A 17,299-nucleotide genomic window follows, 5' to 3' on the forward strand; every position below is an offset into this window, starting at 1 on the left:
GCCGTGCGCCTTCTGCGCCATCCGGGGCCTTACGATCCGGTGCGGCTCGAGAGCGCCGTCGAAGCCTCCGGCCGCGCGGTGCGGATCGCGTTCCCGGCCGGCCAGACGCTGCTCGCCGGGGTGAGCGAGGCGCTCGCAGGGCTCGGCATCGCGAGCGGGACGATGACGCTCTTCGGCGGGACCGTCCGCCAACTGGTCTACGTCCTCGCCCGGCCCGATCCGACCGGCGAGCGCGCGGTCGCGCTGACCGATCCGATCGAGACCTCCGACGTCGCCGTGATCGCGGGCGGCGCCTCGGTCGGCCTCGGTCCCGACGGCACGGCCTTCATCCACTGCCATGGCCTCTTCGCCGACGCGGCGGGCGAAGGCTTCGGCGGCCATCTCTTCAACGACCGGACGGTCATGGGGGAAGGCGCCGTCGCCTATGTCCGGGGCTTCTCGGAGATCTCCGTCGAGGTCATCCCCGATGCCGAGATCGGCGTCGCGATCTTCCGGCCGACGCGGTCGGAGCGTCCGCTGCGGTCGGACCGCCCGACGCGGCCGAGCCTTCCGCCTTCCGATGGAGTTCCGTCCGCGATGGACACGGCCGCCCCGCACCATGTCGAAACGGGCCGGATCGGCCGCATCGCCTATACGCATGTCCGCCCCAACGAGGACCTCGTCCAGGCGGTGCAGAAGGTCGCGCTGATGCACGGCTTCCGCGCCGCCTTCGTGCGCGGGACGCTCGGCAGCCTGACCGATGCCTGCCTCGCCGCTCCCGACGGCGCCTTGCGCGAGATCCGGGGGCCCGCCATCGAGGTGCTCGCGATCGCGGGCGAGGTCCGCTCGGATGCCGACGGCGTGCCGCGGGCGCACCTGTCGGGCGCGGTCGCGGATACGGAGGGCCGCGTCTTCGGAGGCCGCTTCGTCTCGGGCCGCAACCCCGTCTGCATGACTTTCGAGCTAGTGCTCGAGGAATGGCTCCCCGATGCCGGCACGATATGACGCCACCGCGCCGATCCCTCCCTGCAGGGGAGGGCCGAGTCGACGCGTAGCGTCGAACCGGGGTGGGGAGAACCCTGGCCGGGCGGTACCCCACCCCGGTCGGCTGGCGCCGACTCGCCCTCCCCTGGAGGGGAGGGATCGGCGCCGCTTAGCTCCAATGAAGCCTTGCACGCATGAAGCGCACCCGACGATGAGGCCGACCGTATGACAGACCGACGCAACATCGACGCGAACCGCGTCGTCGACCATTGCCGCATGATGTGGCGCATTCGAGCGTTCGAGGAGAACGCGCTCCGCGGCCTCGACGAGAAGATCGTCCTCGGGGCGATCCATCCGACGATCGGCCAGGAGGCCATCGCGACGGGCATCTGCGCGAACCTCAACCGCGACGACGTTCTGCTCTCGACCCATCGCGGCCACGGCCACACGCTGGCGAAGGGAGCCAATCCCGAGGCCATGATGCGCGAGCTCTTCGGCAAGGAGGGCGGCAATTGCGGCGGCAAGGGCGGCTCGATGCACATCGCCGATTTCGGCGTCGGCATGCTGGGCGCGAACGGCGTCGTCTCGGCGAACATCGTCATCGCTGCCGGGGCCGGCCACGCCATCAAGCTCAAGGGCGAGAAGAAGGTCGTCTGCTGCATCTTCGGCGACGGCGCGATCAACCGCGGCCCCTTCCTCGAGGGGCTGAACTGGGCGGTGGTGTTCAACCTGCCGGTTCTCTTCGTCTGCGAGGATAACGGCTTCGCGGCGACGACGCGCACCAAGACCATGACGGGCGGCGACGGCCCCTCGGCCCGCGCCCGCTCGTTCGGCCTCCAGGCGAAGGAGATCGACGGCAATGACGTCATGGCGGTCGACGAGACGGCGCGCGAGATGATCGACGCGATCCGCAACGGCGGCGGCCCGCGCTTCCTCCACGCCCACACCTACCGCCTCACCGGCCATACGGGGTCGGACCCCGCGACCTACCGTCCGAAGGAGGAGGTCGAGGAGAAGTGGAAGGACGACCCGATCGTCCGTGCGAGCGCGCTGGTCGACGGCCAGAAGGATGCGATCGAGAAGGCCAAGGCCGAGGCCTATGCCGAGATGAGCCGGGCCTTCGACGTCGCCAAGGCGGCTTCGTTCCCGAGCGCCGATCTCGCCTTCACCGACGTCCAGGATGCGGGCGATCCGCGGCAGGGAGCATATTGATGGCCATCATGACTTATGCCGATGCCGCCAAGGCCGGCCTCGCGGAAGAGATGCGGCGCGATCCCCATGTCTGGGCGGTCGGCGAGGATCTGGGGCGCGGCGGCGTGTTCGGGCAGTACGGCGGCATGCTCGCCGAATTCGGCCCCGAGCGGATCTCCGACGCCCCGATCTCGGAAGCCTGCATCATGGGCGCCGCCGTCGGCGCCGCCATGATGGGCACCCGTCCCGTGGTCGAGATGCGCTTCTCGGATTTCGCGCTCTGCGCCATCGACGAACTCGTCAACCAGGCCGCCAAGGCCCGCTACATGTTCGGAGGGCAGGCGCGCGTGCCCCTCGTCGTGCGCGAGCCGATCGGCATGTGGCGCTCCTCGGCCGCCCAGCACTCCCAGTCGCTGGAATCGTGGTATACGCATATACCCGGTCTTGTCGTCGTGTGCCCCTCGAGCCCGGCCGACAACAAGGGCCTGCTGAAGACCGCGATCCGCTCGGACGATCCGGTCGTCTATATGGAGCACAAGGGTCTGTGGCCGGTCGAGGGCGAGGTGCCGGAGGGCGACCATCTCGTGCCGTTCGGCAAGGCCAACGTGCTGCGCGAAGGCCGCGACGTGACCATCGTCTCCTGGTCGGCGCAGGTGCATCTGTGCATGAAGGCCGCCGAGCAGCTCGCGAAGGACGGGATCGAGGCGGAGGTGATCGATCTGCGCACGCTCTGGCCGTGGGACAAGGATCGCGTCCTCGCCAGCGTCGAGAAGACCGGCCGCCTGATCGTCGCGCAGGAGGCCGTCTCGGTCTCGGGCTTCGGTGCCGAGATCGCCGCCACCGTCTCGGAGACGCTGCACGGGGCCCTCAAGGCGCCGGTCAAGCGCCTTGGCGCGCCGCGCATCCCCGTCTCCTACGCGCCGCCGCTGGAGGACAAGGCGCGGGTGACGGCGGACCAGATCGCCGCCGCCGCGACGGCGCTCGTCGGGCGCTAGGCGGGCTTAGCCGCCGATCCCCGCGCATCCCTTCTCCCCCTGCGGGAGAAGGTGGCAGCACGGAGCGCCGACGGATGAGGGGGCCGACCACCTCCGAAGCCGTCGCGTTTTCCCCCGCATCCGACCCTCGCTGACGCGCGGGCTGCCTTCTCCCGCATGGGGAGAGGGAGTTTCCCATTCCGCTTCCGACCAGGAAAACGACCATGTCCGAGAACGAAATGACCGGCGGCGAGGCGATCGCCCGCATGATCCAGGCCCATGAGGGCGGCCCCATGTTCGGCATGGGCGGCTTCCAGCTCCTTCCCTTCTACGATGCCGCGCGCCGCCTCGGCCTGCAGCATCACCTCATCAACGACGAGCGGGCCGGCGTCTTCGCGGCCGACGCCTACGCCAAGGTCTCGGGCCGGGTCGGGCTTGCCGACGCGACGCTCGGACCGGGCGCGACGAACCTCGTCACCGGCCTCGTCGAGGCGCTGAACGCGGGCACCCCGATGGTCGTCCTCGTGGGCGACAGCCACCGCGAATATTCCTGGAAGAACATGACCCAGGAATCGCGCCAGATCGACATCCTGCGGCCGGCCTGCAAGGAGATCATCCGCGTCGAGGTGATCCAGCGCATCCCCGAGCTCATCCGCCGCGCCTTCCAGGTCGCGACCTCGGGCCGGCCGGGTCCGGTCGTGGTCGACGTGCCGGAGGATATCTGCCACGGCACGTTCCCCTTCGACCCGGCCGAGCTGCGCGCGGACGCGGCCTACCAGTCGATCCCGGCGATGCGCTGCCGGCCTGACGGCGAGGCCGTGGCGCGGGCGGCGGCGCAGCTCGCGGCGGCGAAGCGTCCCCTCATCCTCGCGGGCGGCGGCATCCATCTGTCCGATGCCACGAAGACGCTGACGCAGTTCGCGAAGAAGCACCAGATCCCCGTCGCGCATACGATGACCGGCAAGGGCGCGGTGCCCTGCACCGATACCATCAGCGCCGGGCTGTTCGGCCGCTACGACCGCATCGCCAACAAGCTGATCGAGGAATCGGACCTGCTCCTCGTCGTCGGCTGCAAGCTCGGCGAGATCGCGACCAAGCGCTACACCGTGCCGCCGAAGGGCAAGCCCGTCATCCATCTCGACATCGTCGCCGAGGAGATCGGCCGCACCCTCTCGCCGGACATCGCGCTCTGGGGCGATGCCAAGGCCGGCCTCGAGGATCTCGGCCGCGAGATCCGCAAGCACGACAACGCCGACCGCACCGCCTATCTCGCCGATGTCGCCCAGCGCATGGCCGATTGGCGCGCCGCGACCCAGGAGCGCTACACCTCGACCGAGACCCCGGTCTCGATGGGGCGCCTCATGGGCGAGCTCAACAAGCTCATGCCGAAGGACGGCATCCTCGTCGCCGATGGCGGCTTCGCCGCGCATTGGGGCGGTCTGCTCTACGACACCAAGCAGGCCGGTCGCGGCTTCGTGCCGGATCGCGGCTTCGCCTCGATCGGCTACGGCCTTCCGGGCGCGATGGGCTGCGCGCTCGCCAAGCCCGATGCGACCGTGGTCAGCCTGACGGGCGATGGCGGCTTCAACATGATGCTGGGCGAGATCGAGACGGCCCGCCGCATGGGCCTCTCCTTCACGATCGTCGTCGTGAACAACGCGGCCTCCGGCTACGTGAAGGCGCTGCAGCACCTCATGTACGGGGAGGGCGCCTATCACGCCTCCGACCTCGCCGAGACGAACTACGCGAATGCCGCGAAGGCGCTCGGCTGCACCGGCATCCGCGTCGAGGATCCCGAGCAACTCGCCTCCGCGCTCAAGCGCTCGTTCCGCACGAAGGGCCCGGTCGTGATCGACCTCGTCGTCACGCGCGATCCCGCCAAGATGCTGCCGGCCGCCGACAACCGCGCCGTCAAGATCAAGAAGGGCGACCGGGTCGCGTAGGGCGCTGCCCCGTCTTTGCGAGCGGAGCGAAGCAATCCAGTCCTGCGGTGCGCCGGCTCTGGGTTGCTTCGTCGGCTCCGCCTTCTCGCAATGACGGGGGCTTCAGGCGGCGGCGCGGTTCGGCACCGCCGTCTTTGCGAGCGGAGCGAAGCAATCCAGCGCTGCGTTGCGCCGGTCCTGGGTTGCTTCGTCGGCTCCGCCTTCTCGCAATGACGGGGGGTCAGGCGGCGACGCGGTTCGCGGCCGGGCTGAAATGGTCGAGATAGCGGCTGCCGATCTCGCCGATGGGGGTGACGACGAAGACGTCGGTCGTGCCGAAGGCGCGGTCGATCACGGCGCCGCTTCCGATCGAGGCGCCGAGCCGCAGATAGCCCTTCAGCAGCGGCGGCAGGCGCTTGAAGGCGGCCTTGGGGTCGATCGCCTCGCGCGGCAGAAGGTCCATCGGCTGGTGCAGCGCGCGGTGCGGCGCGACGCGCCATTCGGGCGGCGCGGCGGCGAAATGGTGCAGGTACGACAGCGGCAGCGCCAGGGCCTGCGGGTCCGTGCCGGGCAGGCTCGCGCAGCCCACCATGACATCGCAGCCATGGTGGCGGACATAGGCCCAGATGCCCTGCCAGAGCAGCGCCAGCGTCTGGCGCGAGCGGTAGGGCTTGAGCACGCAGGAGCGCCCGAGCTCGAGGATTCGTGCGTCCGGGCGCGCCGCGAGGAGCGGGCCGAGATCGAATTCGCCGGCTGAATAGAAGCCGGGACCCACCTCCGCCACGTCCCGCCTAAGCAGCCGGTAGGTCCCGACGACGCGGGGCTTCGGCTTCCGGAACGGCTTCGCCACGACATCGTGATCGAAGACGAGGAGGTGATCGCAGACCTCGTCGAAGAGGTCGCTGTCCCGCCGCGAGAGGCGGGCGAGAGGGGAGGGAAGGGCGTCCATCTCCTCGAAGAAGACCTTGTAGCGCGTGCGCTGAGCCCGCCGCACCTCGCGCGCGCCCGCCGCGAGCCTCACTTCGAGCGCGCCCGACCGGCCCAGCATACCCGAGGGCTCGGCCGAGGTGGCCGGGTCGAAGGCGAGAGGCGCCCGAGACAGGAGGGCCCGAACGGCCGGTGTCGGCGCCGATCTCAACAGCGTCGACCATCCCCCAGTCTGTACCGCCATAGCCCCCTTCTCCGTCGGCTTCCTTGCCGTGATTGCCCGCCGCTATGGCGACGCGCCCGGACGGTTCTATGACATCTCGGTATCGGATCGGCGACAGGCAACACGCCGCGCTGCGACAGCAATCAGACGGCCCGCCGCCGGACGCTGTCGATCTCCTCGGTCAGCGCCTCGACGTGGAGAGGCTTGGCGAGGAGGGCGTCGAACCCGGCCTCGCGGATCATCGCGTCCGGATTGCCGACGACGCTGGCGGTCAGCGCGACGATCCGGAGCGGCCAGGCCACGCCGAGGCGAGCCTCCTCCTGGCGGATGCGCCGCGTCACCTCGCGCCCGTCGAGATCGGGCATGCGCAGGTCCATCAGGACGAGGTCGATGGGCGCGTCCTCGCCGTGGAGGGTCGCCTGGAGGCGCGCGAGCGCTCCCTCGCCGTTCCGGCTCCACTCGACGATCGCGCCGAGCCCCTCGAGGGTCTTCATGGCCAGCAGCGCATTGATCTCGTTATCCTCGACGAGGAGGACCCGGCGAGGCCGGCTGGCCGAACGCATCGGCTGGGCGGGACGCCGGGATGCGGCGGTGGGCGCCGCGACGCGCGGCGCATCGGCGATCTGCTCCAGGAGCGAGCGGGCGCGGACCGGCTTGATCAGATATGCATCGAAGCCGGCGGCGTGGGGCGAGCCGAGGTCGTGCCGCTCGAAGGGCGAGAGCATGACGACGGTGCGGGACAATCCGCGCCTTCTCGCCTCGCTGACCGCGACGCGCACGTCCTCGTCCGGCAGGGCGTGATCGGCGACGAGCACGTCGAAGCTCTCGCATCCCATCGCGTCCACGGCCTCGCCGAGCCCCTTCACGACACGGGCACGTCCGCCGGTATCGGCGATGACGCGCGCGAGGTAGCCGGCCTCGAAGGCGGAGCGGGACAGGATCAGCACGCGGCGGCCGGTTCCGGTGGGCGACTTGTCATGCGGCGTCTCGGCATCCGCCGTGGGCAGGTCGAGCGCGAAATGGAAGCGGGAGCCGATTCCCGGGGTGCTGTCGAGCGCGATGCTTCCGCCCATCCTCTCGACGAGACGGCGCGTGATGGCGAGGCCGAGGCCGGTTCCGGATTCGCCGTCGCTCGCCGGCCCCGCCTGTTCGAACTCCTCGAAGATGGTCGCGGCCTCCTCCGGCGCGATGCCGGGGCCCGTATCCTCGACGCAGAAGGCGATCCGTCCGTCGTCGCTCCGCTCGATCCGGATGCCGACGCCGCCGGTGCGCGTGAACTTGACCGCATTGCCGGCGAGATTGATCAGGACCTGACGAAGCCGGTCGGCATCGCCGCGGACCGTGCGCGGCACGCCGGGGCCGATATAGGACGCGATCTCCGTTCCCTTGCCCTGGGCCCGCGGCGCCAGCAGCTCGGCGACCCCCTGCGTCAGCGAGACGAGATCGAAGGGCTCGTCGGCGAGCGCGATCCGGCCCGCCTCGATCATGGCCATGTCGAGCATGTCGTCGACGAGGGAGAGGAAGGCCTCGGCCGAGCTCTTCACAGCCTGGGCATAGGTCGTCTGCTCCGCATCGAGGCCCGTCTCCACCAGGAGCCGGGTCATGCCCAGGATCCCGTTCAGCGGCGTCCGGAACTCGTGGCTGACCGTCGCGAGGAACCGGGATTTCGCCTCGTTGGCGGCCTCGGCACGGGCACGCGCCTCCTCGATCTCGGCGATGTCGACATCCGATTCATCCCGGCCGACGCGCAGCGCATGCTTCCCTCCGAGATCGCCGAGGCCGAGATCGCGCCAGGTCACCTCGCCCTTGTCCCCTGCCGTCGCGAGCCGTTGGCCGGCTGCGTTCGCGAGCACGATGCGGCCGCGGGCATCGAGCACCTGGACCGGCTCGGGCAGGGCGTCGAGGACCGCGCGCATCAGGCGCATCTCGTTGGCCACGGCCGCCGGTGCCTGCGGGCGCAGCCGGACGAGCCCCGCAGCCTGCCCGTGCCGGACAAGCCGGTGCAGGATCACGAAGATCGCGACGATGCCGAACCCGGCGAGAGCGACCACGATCGCTTCGAGGGCCGTCACATCGATGAAGGGGGCTGCGGGCATGAACAGTCTCGCTCGGAACTCCTGACCATGCTCTAAGGCTGGGCTCCTCAGGAACGGTTGAGGAACATCATTGGCGGGCCATGGCCGAATTCGATAAAATTCGATGCTTTCGGGGCCCGGAGCTCCAGCCGTGATCGGCCGTGCGATGCCGGCGCTCGTGCTGCTGATACCGCTCGTCGCCGGCGTGGCGGCCTGGTTCGTCTTCGGCCCGGACGCTCTCAGCCTCGAGGGGCTGCTGGGACGGCGGGATGCGCTGCTGGCGCTGCGGGATTCCGATCCGGTCCTGACGCTCGTGCTGTTCACGGCCGTCTATTTCGCGATCATCTCGTCCGCCCTTCCGGTCGGGCCGCCGATGAGCCTCATCGCCGGCTTCCTGTTCGGCCGCTGGCTCGGGACGGGCGCGATCCTGATCGCCGCGACGGGCGGCGCGCTCGTCGTCTTCACGGTGGCGCGGCTGTCGGCGGGCACGCCGTTTGGTCTCCGGCTGCGGGCGAGGGCCGGCCGGGTCTACGAGACCGCGGCGGCCGATCTGCGGGCGAATGCCTTCGGCTATCTCGTCGTCATGCGGCTGGTGCCGTTCTTTCCCTTCTTCCTGGTCAACATCCTGTGCGGCATCGTCGGGATGCGGCCGACGACCTTCGCGGCCGCGACCTTTCTCGGGCGCATCCCGGCCGCCTTCCTCTATGTCAGCCTCGGTGCCGAACTGGGACGGGCCAGCCGCGTCGAGGACCTCGCGCGACCCGAGATCGCGCTCGTCCTCCTCGGCCTCGCCCTCCTCGCGCTGCTGCCGATCCTGCTGAAGCGCCGAAGGGCGCGCGCGAGCCGGATTCGCCCGGACGTCGGCGCCCTGGGAACCTCCGTCGGGACGGGGGCCGCGCCCAGGGAGCGTCCGCTTCTTGCTCCCGACGAGCGAAGGTCCCTCGGGGACTAAGACAAATTCGAGGGTTGATCGTCCTCGAACATCGTGCACAACAAGCATCTGGTCGCGCCTGTCCTGGTGCGGTGGCAAAACCGAGATAGACAGAGGGGGAAGACGGGCATGGCGGCCGAAGTCGGCAAGTCGCCCGCGCCAAGCGGGATCGTCAAAGGGCCTCAGGCCGTTGTGGGAGGGCTTGCGCTGGTGGCGCTGGCCCTGTTTGCGCTGTGGCTGGTCAGCGACCTGTCCCAGGGCACGCTCCGGTCGATGGGGCCTGCCATGTTGCCGCGCTGGCTCGCGATCGGCGTCGGCATCTGCGGCGCCGTACTGGCCGCGTCCGGGTTCATGCGGGAGGGTCATCCTATCGAGCCCTTCACCTTGCGGGGACCCGGCATGGTGGTGGTCGGCATCGTGTTCTTCGCGGTCACGATCCGCGGCTTCGACCTCGGGCCGATCCGGATCCCGCAGCTCGGCATGTGCGGCGCGGGCCCGCTCGCCATGTTCATCGGCGGCTTCGCGACGCGCGACGTGCGCTGGCGCGATCTTCTGATCCTCGCCCTGGCGCTGACGGCCGCCTGCGTGATGCTGTTCGGCGACATGCTGAACCTGCCGATTCCGCTCTATCCCCAGTGGTTCTCGGATCTCTATCCGGCGAGCTTCAACAACGACACGCGGATGCGCGTCACGGCGGGGATTCTCGTCGTCATCGCCGCGCTCGTGTACTTCCTCGTTCCCGGGAGCAAGGACCCGTCAATCAACGTCGTCGTCGACGACACCCCGGGAGTGCAGCGATGACGAGTGAGAGGTTCTTCCCGGCGGGTCGGAGGGCGTAATGGGCGAGTTGCTTGGACATCTGGCCCTCGGGTTCAGCACGGTCTTCAATTTTGTGCCGGTCGACATTCCCGGGCTCGGCACGATACCGATCCCGCTGAACATCCTCCTGTGCTTCGTCGGCTGTCTCGTCGGCACGCTCGTCGGCGTTCTGCCCGGTGTCGGTCCGGTCGCATCCATCGCGATGCTGCTGCCGATCACCTTCAAGTTCGACCCCACCGGCGCGCTGATCATGCTCGCGGGCATCTATTACGGCGCCCAGTACGGGGGCTCGACCACCGCGATCCTGGTCAATATTCCAGGCGAGGCGACGGCGGTCGTGACCACGCTCGACGGCCACCAGATGGCCAAGAAGGGCCGCGCCGGCGTCGCGCTCGGCATCGCCGCGATCGGTTCGTTCTTCGCCGGCTGCGTGGCGACGGTGTTCATCGCGGCGGTCGGGGCACCGCTGACAAAACTGGCCCTGATCTTCGGGCCAGCCGAATACTTCTCTCTGATGGTAATGGGGCTCGTCTTCGCCGTCGTGCTCGCGCGCGGGTCGATCCTGAAGGCGATCGCGATGATCCTCGTCGGCATCCTGATGTCGACGGTCGGGACCGATCTCGAGACCGGGCAGGAGCGCATGACCTTCGGTCAGCAGTTCCTCTCGGACGGAATCGACTTCTCGACCCTCGCGATGGGCCTCTTCGGCATCGCCGAGATCCTGCGCAATCTCGACAATACCGAGACGCGCGACGTCGTGCGAAAGGCGATCGGCCGGCTGCTGCCGAACATGCAGGACATGAAGGAATCCGCTCTGCCGATCGTGCGGGGCACCTTCATCGGCGGCATTCTCGGCATCCTGCCGGGCAACGGCGCCGTGCTCGGTCCGTTCGCCTCCTACACGATCGAGAAGAAGCTCGCGAAGGATCCGAGCCGGTTCGGACGGGGTGCGATCGAGGGTGTCGCGGGTCCGGAAAGCGCCAACAACGCCGGCGCGCAGACCTCCTTCATCCCGCTGCTCACGCTCGGCATTCCGCCGAACGCGGTGATGGCGCTCATGGTCGGGGCCATGACGATCCACGGCATCGTGCCGGGGCCGCAGGTCATGACCAAGAACGCCGATCTGTTCTGGGGCATGATCGCCTCGATGTGGGTCGGCAACCTGATGCTGCTGGTGATCAACCTGCCGATGGTCGGCCTCTGGGTGAAGCTGCTCAAGGTCCCCTATCGGCTGATGTTCCCGGCCATCATGATGTTCTGCTGCATCGGCATCTATTCGATCAATTCGCTGCCGACGGACGTCATGTTCATCGCCTTCTTCGGCGTCATCGGGTACTTCCTCATCAAGCTCGGCTTCGAGCCGGCTCCGCTTCTGCTCGGCTTCGTGCTCGGCAAGCTGATGGAGGAGAATCTTCGCCGCGCGCTGATCATCTCGCGCGGTGACATGATGACCTTCATCGAGCGCCCGCTCTCCGGCGTCCTGCTCGCTGTCGCCGTGATCCTCTTGGTCGTCGCGCTCCTGCCGTCGATCCGGAAAAGCCGGGACGAGGTCTTCGTCGAGGACTGAGCTTCGCCGAAAGGCCAATGACGATGCGTTGCGCCCGGGCTTGTCCCGGGCGTTTTTCTTCGCAACCTGAGTGCATTCGAGGGAGGACGGATTGAAACGGATTCTACTGGCAGCTGTCGCCGCTTTCGCAGCCCATGCGGCCTCGGCGCAGAGCTATCCCACGCGGCCGGTGACGATGATCGTTCCCTTCGCGGCGGGCGGACCGACCGACGTGATCGCGCGGATCGTGACGGAACACATGTCCCGCACGCTCGGCCAGCAGGTCATCATCGAGAATGTCGGCGGCGCCGGCGGCACGGTCGGGATCACCCGCGCGAGCCAGGCCAAGCCCGACGGCTACACCATCATGATGGGCCATATGGGCACGCACGGCGCGGCCCCCGCGCTCTACCCGAACCTGAAATACGATCCGGCCAAGAGCTTCGCGCCGATCGGCCTCGCCGCGGGCACGCCGATCCTGATCGTGACCAAGAAGGACTTCCCGGCGAGCGACCTGAAGGGCTTCGTCGAGTATCTCAAGACCAACGGCGCGAAGCTCAACGAGGCGAATGCCGGCGTCGGGTCGGTGTCCCACACGACCTGCTCGCTCCTGCAATCCCTGACCCAGGCGAAGTTCACGCGCGTCGCCTATCGCGGCACCGGACCGGCCCTGAACGACCTCGTGGCGGGCCAGGTGGATTTCGGCTGCGATCAGATCGTCAACCTCGTGCCCCAGATCCAGGCCGGCACCATCAAGGCGATCGCGATCGCGACGCCCGAGCGCTCGCCCTCGCTCCCGGACGTGCCGACCACCAAGGAAGGCGGCCTGCCGGAATTCCAGGTCAGCGCCTGGAATGCGATCTTCGCCCCCAAGGACACCTCGCCCGAGGTCGTCAAGGCGCTCGCCGGAGCCCTCGACAAGGCGCTCGACGACGACAACGTCAAGAAGCGCCTGCACGAACTGGGCGGCACCATCCCCGACAAGCAGGGACGCACGCCGGAGGCGCTGCAGAAGCTGGTCGAGAGCGAGGTGGCCCGCTGGACGCCGATCCTCAAGGCGGCTGGCGCCGTCGCGAACTGATCGCCGGATCGAAACCCATCCGTTCTTTTAAAAGAACAGATGGGTTGACATAACGGTCAGTCTTCGGAAGTGTGGCGCATCGGCGGGGCCTCGGCCCCGCCGCGGAACCTCGCCGTCACGCATCCGGGGCCCGAATGGACCGCATCGACAAGGAAATCCTGCGCATCCTGCAGAAGGACGCTTCGATCCCGATCGCCACGATCGCGGACAAGGTGGGCCTGTCGCAGACGCCGTGTTGGAAACGCATCCGCCGCCTCGAGGCGACCGGCGTGATCGAGCGTCGTGTCGCGATCCTCAATCCGGAGAAGATCGGCCTCGGCATCACGGTGTTCGTGTCCGTCCAGGCGCCCGATCATTCCACCGAATGGCTCGAGCAGTTCGCGGCGGCCGTAGCGGCGATGCCGGAGGTCATGGAATTCTATCGGATGGCCGGAGACGTCGACTACATGCTGCGCGTCGTCGTGCCGGACATGCCGGCCTATGACGGGTTCTACAAGCGGCTGATCGAGGGCGTTGCGCTTCGGCAGGTCACGTCCCGTTTCGCGATGGAGCGCATCAAGTCCGAGACGGCGTATCTGATTTCGTGAACGAGACGGCCCGCCGACGAGGCGGGCCGTCTCCAGGGCCTCCTACCGCTCGTCGAGGGCCGCCCGGGCTTCCCTCAGGACGGCCTTCGCATCCCGCACGATCGTCTCTTCCTTGTCCGGATACGGCCCGTTGGGCTCGCGGTGGAGCGGAAAGTCGATCGTGACGTGCTTCGCCGAGGCGGGATCGTGAGCGCGCGCGGCGAGAACCACATGGCCGCGGCCTTCTTTGACGCTGACACCGATAACCAGCAGATCGGACATCGAATCTCCTCGCGCCATCTTCGCCGGCGGCGGTATCGCGAGGGTGAGTCAGAACCGTGTCAGGGGAGCCGTACCCGTGCGCGGGAGCACGTCAGCGCGGAGCGCTGACGCGGATCGGCCCGAACCGGCAGGCCCGGCGGTCGACCTCCGGGCAGGGCCGGAACGAGCGCAGGTCCCGGCTGAAGCAGATCCGGACCTCCTGGAGCGCGCCCTGCCGGCACTGCACCGACATCATGTCGGTGCGCAGACCCGGATTGGCGTCGACGAAGGCCCGCTCGATGGCCAGGGGTGTCGTCTCGCCCGTCCGGTCGAGCGCGGTCAGCGCCTCGGGGATCGTGATGCGCTCGCGCGCTGTTCGGACCGCGCGGAAGAAGGCGGAGGGCGCGAGGCCGGAGCAGGTGCCGTGCCGCCGCCACTGGTGACGGGCGAGACCTTCCTCCGGGAAGACGCCGGCCGCTTCGTCGAGCGCCGCGCGGGGGACGAAGCGCTCGGCGCCGCATTCCGACGGGAAGCCGCGCTCGTATTGCGGCCAGAGGCCGTGCACGACGAAGCCGAGATTGCGGCCCGGCTCGCATTGGCGGGACCCGCGCCGATCGCCGCGCGTCTCGCAGTAATTCGGCGACCAGGACAGGGCGAGGACGTAGAAGTCGAACTCGCCGGGCGTGCCGCCGCCGCCGCCGCGACGCTGGGCCTCCGCGGGCTGGGACGAGACGGCGAGCAGGAGGCCCGCCATCGCGAGAAGCGCCGTGCGGAGTGCCGTCGTCACGGGCGCGCCATGCGGCAGGAGGGCGAATAGGCGAGGTTGCGGTCGAGGCCGAGGACGCACCAGGTCACGCCCCAGCCGACGCCGATGAAGCCCAGATCCTCCGCGACCGCGTAGTCGATGCGGTGACGATGTCCGTTCGACGCGACGACCGAGGCGGTGCAGTAGCGGCGGGGAATCGTGTCGACGCCCCAGGGGCGCCAGGCCAGCGGCTTGATATGCCCGTATTCCACGAGCGTCAGGCTCGAGCTCCAGAACCGCGATTCCTTCTCGGCGAACTGCGCCGAGATTCGCGCCAGGACGGCCGGATCGCCGCAGGTCGGCAGATGCGCAGCGTAGGGGATCACGCGCTTTTCCGCGGGGACGACTTCGCGCGCCTGAACGAGGGGCGCCCCGGCGAGCAGACCGGCGGAGAAGGCGAGTGCCGCGCGAGGCAGGGAGGAAAGAAGGCGGCGCATGGGTCGAACTCGGTCCGGCGCTAGAGAGCGTGGGACCATGCCGAGCACTGCGGCCGGCGGCAAGGGCGACGATGCAACAGTCGCGGGCGAACGCGGTCTCAGTCGTTGTCGAAGAAGCCCCCGCGCGGAGGGGCCGCCGGCACCCTTGCGTCGGGGCCGGGCGCGCGCATCGGGTCCATCCGCGAGGACAGGCGCGGCGCCTGCCCGAAGGGATCGCGCGCCGGGTCGGCCGCGGGCAAGGCTGGCCGTTCTGCGCGGGCCGCGTTTGGGACGGGGGAGGGCCGGGCGCGCACTGCCGCCGTGCCGGGATCGAGGCGGGGATCGAACTTGATCACCGGTCGGCAGACGCGCCGCCGGCCCGCCGGATCGTGCCGGGCGAGATCGAGGTGGAAATGATCGTAGTGGAACATGTCGGAGCCCGGCCCGAGCACCGTCGTGAAGTGCCGGCAGGCGCCGATGAAGACCTCACGCAGGAAGTCCTGCTCGTCCGGCCGGCCGCGCCAGCCGGACTTGATCGTGATCTCGCGCCCGTCCGAGAGGCGGAAGGCCATCACGTCGAGGGCGTTGCCGAAGGAATGCTCCGACATCTTCGCCCCCGGCCGATGGTTGCGCGACCGGCACGAATAGGATCCCGCCCGCAGGTCGACGACGCGCTGGCCGAAATAGAGCTCCGCCGCCGGCTGGACGGTGCGGGCGAGCCAGGAATCGATCTCGGGGATGATGGGGCAGGCGAGGGTCTGCCGGCTCGTCAGCCCGACATCGCCGCGCGCGAACGCGGTCGTCCGGATCGGATAGGTGATGCCGCAGGTGCCCGGGCCGTCGATCTCCGACGCGAACGACATATAGGCCGTCGGCTGCACGAGCTTGGCGGAGAGGCATGCCTCCTCGGCCTGCCGCCGCCAGGCCTCGCGGGATTCGAACGAGAACCGTCCGCATCCGACAAGTCCGGCGACGATCAGCGTGAGGCCCGTAAACGCAACAAAGGCACGACGCATTTGGCACGAATGCGCCGCGTTCGGTTAAGACTGTCTCAATCACCCGTTCCGTTCGCTTTCCCGAATCGGTGCAACGGCGCGCGAGTGACGGTAGGAGACGTCATGCAATCCATCACGGCCTTGCGGACCCGCATCCGCTCCGGCGACCTCACGCCGGACGGCGCGCTCGCCCTGACCCGAGAGGCGATCGCCGCGCGCGAGCCGGAAATCGGCGCCTTCGTCACATTGGCTCCGGAGCCCCGCGCGCAGCGGGAGGGCCCGCTCGCGGGCATCGCGGTGGCCGTGAAGGACATCATCGACACCGCCGACATGCCGACGCAGATGGGCTCGGCCATCTACGAGGGCTGGCGGCCGAAGGGGGACGCAACGGTGGTCGCTGCGCTGAGGCGAGCCGGCGCGACGATCATTGGCAAGTCGACCACGACCGCCTTCGCCTCCGCCGATCCGACACGGACGCGCAACCCCCACAGGTCGGGACGGACCCCCGGCGGCTCGTCGGCCGGTTCAGCGGCCGCCGTCGGCGGCGGGATGGTGCCGCTGTCGCTCGGCACGCAGACCGGCGGCTCGATCATCCGCCCGGCCTCCTTCTGCGGCGCGGCCGCCATCAAGCCGTCCTTCCGGCTGATCCCGACGGTCGGCGTGAAATGCCTTGCCTGGACCCTCGATACCGTCGGGCTCTTCGCCGCGACCGTTCCCGACCTCGCGGCCGCGCTCGAAGCGGTTGCGGGGCGGGCGGTTTCGGAAGGGCAGACACGGCCGCCGCGGTTCGGTGTCGTCCGCCAGGATTTCGCCGGTGCGCCGGATCCCGAGGCCGAGGCGGCGCTTGCCGAGGCGATCGCGCGGGTGTCGCGGGCAGGGGCGGACGTGCGCGATCTCGCGGTTCCGTCGAGCATCGGGGAGGGCTGGGAGGTCCAGCCGACCATCATGGATTACGAATCGGCCCAGTCCCTGGCCTGGGAATCGGAGGTCGCCGGGAATCGTCTGCCGCCGAACATTGCGGCTGGCGTCAGCGCGGGCCGCGCCACCGCGCCGGCCGATTACGACGAGGCACGCCGGACCGCGAACCGCGCCCGGCGCGAGGCGAAGGTGCTGTTCGCGGAGGTCGACGCGATCCTGACCTATTCGGCGCCGGGCATCGCTCCGGACGGCCACGGCAGCACGGGCGATCCGCGCTACAACCGCCTCTGGACCCTCCTCGGTACGCCCTGCGTGAACGTCCCGGGCCTGCGCGGCCCCGACGACATGCCGATCGGGATCCAGGTCGTGGCGCCCTTCGCCCGCGACGCCGTCGCGCTCGATGCCGCGGCCTTCGTCGAAGCCGCAATCGCGCCATAGACTCGCCCGGATCGCCGCCGCGGGGCTGCGCGGGCTCCTTCGACGGAGCCCCAATCCGGCCCCCATGCCGCCTCTGTTGCGCCGCAACGATGAAAAAGTCGCTTGCGGTGGTGAAACCTCGGCTGTTAACCTGACGTTATCGGTTCGGACCAGGGAGGCGGCAATGGACCTGATCTTGAAACGAAGCTGGTGGCCGTCCATGCAAACCGGGGCGGTCTGTGTTTCGCTGGCGCTCTTGGCCGGCATCG

The 17,299-nt window shown here is 69.2% G+C and carries 16 protein-coding genes; 10 read left to right on the plus strand and 6 right to left on the minus strand.

Annotation, left to right across the window (positions count from 1 at the left end):
• The first annotated feature begins 3 nt into the window (after positions 1 to 3).
• The 4 genes from EV668_RS25655 to EV668_RS03410 all read left to right on the plus strand — a co-directional run bounded on the left by EV668_RS25655 (position 4) and on the right by EV668_RS03410 (position 5,071).
• A complete protein-coding gene (locus tag EV668_RS25655; protein ID WP_342636817.1) occupies positions 4 to 984 on the plus strand; it encodes a PCC domain-containing protein in 981 nt (326 codons plus the stop codon).
• 204 nt (positions 985 to 1,188) lie between these two features.
• Positions 1,189 to 2,175: a thiamine pyrophosphate-dependent dehydrogenase E1 component subunit alpha gene (locus EV668_RS03400; RefSeq protein WP_208111474.1), complete on the plus strand. Its 987-nt coding sequence runs from the start codon at positions 1,189 to 1,191 to the stop codon at positions 2,173 to 2,175.
• On the plus strand, positions 2,175 to 3,149 hold the full coding sequence (locus EV668_RS03405; protein ID WP_133768431.1) for an alpha-ketoacid dehydrogenase subunit beta: 975 nt from the start codon (positions 2,175 to 2,177) through the stop codon (positions 3,147 to 3,149). The genes EV668_RS03400 and EV668_RS03405 overlap by 1 nt, the downstream gene beginning before the upstream one ends.
• Positions 3,150 to 3,352: 203 nt before the next feature.
• Positions 3,353 to 5,071 (plus strand): thiamine pyrophosphate-binding protein, encoded by a 1,719-nt coding sequence (locus tag EV668_RS03410; protein WP_133768432.1) that lies wholly within the window; start codon positions 3,353 to 3,355, stop codon positions 5,069 to 5,071.
• Positions 5,072 to 5,291: 220 nt separating this feature from the next.
• Here the strand turns inward: EV668_RS03410 and olsB are convergent, their stop codons facing one another.
• Entirely contained in the window at positions 5,292 to 6,221 is a 930-nt protein-coding gene (olsB, locus tag EV668_RS03415) for a l-ornithine N(alpha)-acyltransferase (protein WP_133768433.1), read from the minus strand.
• Positions 6,222 to 6,343: 122 nt separating this feature from the next.
• Positions 6,344 to 8,296, minus strand: coding sequence for an ATP-binding protein (locus EV668_RS03420; RefSeq protein ID WP_133768434.1), 1,953 nt, complete (start codon positions 8,294 to 8,296; stop codon positions 6,344 to 6,346).
• A gap of 130 nt (positions 8,297 to 8,426) precedes the next feature.
• Between EV668_RS03420 and EV668_RS03425 the strand changes: the two genes are divergently transcribed.
• The 5 genes from EV668_RS03425 (at position 8,427) to EV668_RS03445 (ending at position 13,239) form a co-directional block, all read left to right on the plus strand.
• Positions 8,427 to 9,227, plus strand: a complete 801-nt coding sequence (locus tag EV668_RS03425; protein WP_166652319.1) for a TVP38/TMEM64 family protein — start codon at positions 8,427 to 8,429, stop codon at positions 9,225 to 9,227.
• Positions 9,228 to 9,335: 108 nt separating this feature from the next.
• Entirely contained in the window at positions 9,336 to 10,007 is a 672-nt protein-coding gene (locus EV668_RS03430; protein ID WP_133768436.1) for a tripartite tricarboxylate transporter TctB family protein, read from the plus strand.
• A gap of 37 nt (positions 10,008 to 10,044) precedes the next feature.
• Complete coding sequence (locus tag EV668_RS03435; RefSeq protein WP_133768437.1) at positions 10,045 to 11,592, plus strand: tripartite tricarboxylate transporter permease; 1,548 nt, start codon at positions 10,045 to 10,047, stop codon at positions 11,590 to 11,592.
• A 91-nt stretch (positions 11,593 to 11,683) separates the two neighbouring features.
• The gene (locus EV668_RS03440) at positions 11,684 to 12,652 is read left to right on the plus strand and encodes a tripartite tricarboxylate transporter substrate binding protein BugD (protein WP_245512811.1); all 969 of its coding nucleotides are present in this window, start codon (positions 11,684 to 11,686) and stop codon (positions 12,650 to 12,652) included.
• A 134-nt stretch (positions 12,653 to 12,786) separates the two neighbouring features.
• Entirely contained in the window at positions 12,787 to 13,239 is a 453-nt protein-coding gene (locus EV668_RS03445; protein WP_133768438.1) for an Lrp/AsnC family transcriptional regulator, read from the plus strand.
• A gap of 42 nt (positions 13,240 to 13,281) precedes the next feature.
• Here the strand turns inward: EV668_RS03445 and EV668_RS03450 are convergent, their stop codons facing one another.
• The 4 genes from EV668_RS03450 to EV668_RS03465 all read right to left on the minus strand — a co-directional run bounded on the left by EV668_RS03450 (position 13,282) and on the right by EV668_RS03465 (position 15,716).
• A complete protein-coding gene (locus EV668_RS03450) occupies positions 13,282 to 13,500 on the minus strand; it encodes a hypothetical protein (RefSeq protein ID WP_133768439.1) in 219 nt (72 codons plus the stop codon).
• Between the two features lie 91 nt (positions 13,501 to 13,591).
• Entirely contained in the window at positions 13,592 to 14,233 is a 642-nt protein-coding gene (locus EV668_RS03455; protein WP_133769959.1) for a ribonuclease T2 family protein, read from the minus strand.
• Between the two features lie 29 nt (positions 14,234 to 14,262).
• Entirely contained in the window at positions 14,263 to 14,721 is a 459-nt protein-coding gene (locus EV668_RS03460; RefSeq protein ID WP_133768440.1) for a hypothetical protein, read from the minus strand.
• A 98-nt stretch (positions 14,722 to 14,819) separates the two neighbouring features.
• On the minus strand, positions 14,820 to 15,716 hold the full coding sequence (locus EV668_RS03465) for an extensin-like domain-containing protein (RefSeq protein ID WP_133768441.1): 897 nt from the start codon (positions 15,714 to 15,716) through the stop codon (positions 14,820 to 14,822).
• 102 nt (positions 15,717 to 15,818) lie between these two features.
• Here EV668_RS03465 and EV668_RS03470 point away from each other — a divergent pair, with 102 nt between their 5' ends.
• Complete coding sequence (locus EV668_RS03470; RefSeq protein ID WP_133768442.1) at positions 15,819 to 17,051, plus strand: amidase; 1,233 nt, start codon at positions 15,819 to 15,821, stop codon at positions 17,049 to 17,051.
• Positions 17,052 to 17,299 lie beyond the last annotated feature (248 nt).

This window comes from Enterovirga rhinocerotis, from assembly GCF_004363955.1.
GTDB lineage: Bacteria > Pseudomonadota > Alphaproteobacteria > Rhizobiales > Beijerinckiaceae > Enterovirga > Enterovirga rhinocerotis.

What these genes read in the sequence shown, in the direction of transcription:
- EV668_RS03400 (WP_208111474.1), top strand. Translation starts at nt 1,189, where the DNA reads ATGACAGACCGACGCAACATCGACGCGAACCGCGTCGTCGACCATTGC.
- EV668_RS03405 (WP_133768431.1), top strand. Translation starts at nt 2,175, where the DNA reads ATGGCCATCATGACTTATGCCGATGCCGCCAAGGCCGGCCTCGCGGAA.
- EV668_RS03410 (WP_133768432.1), top strand. Translation starts at nt 3,353, where the DNA reads ATGTCCGAGAACGAAATGACCGGCGGCGAGGCGATCGCCCGCATGATC.
- olsB (WP_133768433.1), bottom strand. Translation starts at nt 6,221, where the DNA reads ATGGCGGTACAGACTGGGGGATGGTCGACGCTGTTGAGATCGGCGCCG.
- EV668_RS03420 (WP_133768434.1), bottom strand. Translation starts at nt 8,296, where the DNA reads ATGCCCGCAGCCCCCTTCATCGATGTGACGGCCCTCGAAGCGATCGTG.
- EV668_RS03430 (WP_133768436.1), top strand. Translation starts at nt 9,336, where the DNA reads ATGGCGGCCGAAGTCGGCAAGTCGCCCGCGCCAAGCGGGATCGTCAAA.
- EV668_RS03435 (WP_133768437.1), top strand. Translation starts at nt 10,045, where the DNA reads ATGGGCGAGTTGCTTGGACATCTGGCCCTCGGGTTCAGCACGGTCTTC.
- EV668_RS03445 (WP_133768438.1), top strand. Translation starts at nt 12,787, where the DNA reads ATGGACCGCATCGACAAGGAAATCCTGCGCATCCTGCAGAAGGACGCT.
- EV668_RS03450 (WP_133768439.1), bottom strand. Translation starts at nt 13,500, where the DNA reads ATGTCCGATCTGCTGGTTATCGGTGTCAGCGTCAAAGAAGGCCGCGGC.
- EV668_RS03455 (WP_133769959.1), bottom strand. Translation starts at nt 14,233, where the DNA reads ATGGCGGGCCTCCTGCTCGCCGTCTCGTCCCAGCCCGCGGAGGCCCAG.
- EV668_RS03460 (WP_133768440.1), bottom strand. Translation starts at nt 14,721, where the DNA reads ATGCGCCGCCTTCTTTCCTCCCTGCCTCGCGCGGCACTCGCCTTCTCC.
- EV668_RS03465 (WP_133768441.1), bottom strand. Translation starts at nt 15,716, where the DNA reads ATGCGTCGTGCCTTTGTTGCGTTTACGGGCCTCACGCTGATCGTCGCC.
- EV668_RS03470 (WP_133768442.1), top strand. Translation starts at nt 15,819, where the DNA reads ATGCAATCCATCACGGCCTTGCGGACCCGCATCCGCTCCGGCGACCTC.